Below are 1,188 nucleotides of genomic sequence, written 5' to 3' on the forward strand. Positions count from 1 at the left end.
CTGGGTACGTGAGCATTACCTCACGTGGGTTCCCCCATTCGGACATCCCCGGATCGAAGCCTGCTTACGGCTCCCCGAGGCATTTCGTCGTTCGCCACGTCCTTCGTCGGCTCCTAGCGCCTAGGCATCCTCCGTGTGCTCTTATTAGCTTAACTTTTCCGCTAATAATGCTCTATTCAAATGAATAGAGTCTGGATTGTTGCTCTATGCTTGTTGTTGACAACTGCGATGGTTTCACGCATCGAACAGTTGCAACGGTTTCGGTATCCAGTTTTCAAGGAACAATCCTGCAACAGTTACGCCCAAGTCCAACGTGTCTGCTGTCAGTTTGAATGGTGGAGCCAAGCGGGATCGAACCGCTGACCTCCTGCTTGCAAGGCAGGCGCTCTCCCAGCTGAGCTATGGCCCCAAATTTTTACCCCACAAAGTAACGATATGCTCTGGCGTTTATTCCCGATTACTTTTTCGGCGACCCCATACACATCTTCCGGGGTATTCAATTGGTGGGCCCTAGTGGACTCGAACCACCGACCTCACCCTTATCAGGGGTGCGCTCTAACCAGCTGAGCTAAGGGCCCTTACTTATAAAGGGAAGCGGCTTGCTTCCTCTACCCTGTAAAAAGGGTTCGCTTGGCGACGTCCTACTCTCCCAAGACCCTGCGGTCTAAGTACCATTGGCGCTGGAGGGCTTAACGGTCGTGTTCGAGATGGGAACGCGTGGTTCCCCTCCGCCATCATCACCAAACGAATAACATCGAGACGGTTTTCGGGACTCCCCGGAAAAGGCTTCGGTTTACCCTCTCAAAACTGAGCAACGAGTGAATGCTGTTGCAACGATTACATCAGCTTCGCCAATGTTCGTTGTCAACGATGTTTTGCAATCTGAAGATTGCTTTATGTCCGTTACCCTACAGGTAACATGGACTCCATAGAAAGGAGGTGATCCAGCCGCACCTTCCGATACGGCTACCTTGTTACGACTTCACCCCAATCATCTACCCCACCTTCGGCGGCTGGCTCCCTTGCGGGTTACCCCACCGACTTCGGGTGTTGTAAACTCTCGTGGTGTGACGGGCGGTGTGTACAAGACCCGGGAACGTATTCACCGCGGCATGCTGATCCGCGATTACTAGCAATTCCGACTTCATGCAGGCGAGTTGCAGCCTGCAATCCGAACTGAGACCGGCT

General features: G+C 53.0%; 2 tRNA genes and 3 rRNA genes. All 5 read right to left on the minus strand.

The features are described from left to right. A 23S ribosomal RNA gene (locus tag E1757_RS36330) occupies window positions 1–155 on the minus strand; the annotation flags it as partial. A 178-nt stretch (window positions 156–333) separates the two neighbouring features. Next, window positions 334–409: transfer RNA gene (locus E1757_RS35550), tRNA-Ala, on the minus strand. Window positions 410–501: 92 nt separating this feature from the next. After that, window positions 502–578 (minus strand) — tRNA-Ile (locus E1757_RS35555). A 50-nt stretch (window positions 579–628) separates the two neighbouring features. Then, window positions 629–745, minus strand: a 5S ribosomal RNA gene (gene rrf, locus E1757_RS35560). Window positions 746–932: 187 nt separating this feature from the next. Then, window positions 933–1,188: ribosomal RNA gene (locus E1757_RS35565) — 16S ribosomal RNA — on the minus strand; the annotation flags it as partial.

Origin of the sequence: Paenibacillus piri (genome assembly GCF_004354045.1) — a bacterium.
Classification (GTDB): domain Bacteria; phylum Bacillota; class Bacilli; order Paenibacillales; family NBRC-103111; genus Paenibacillus_S; species Paenibacillus_S piri.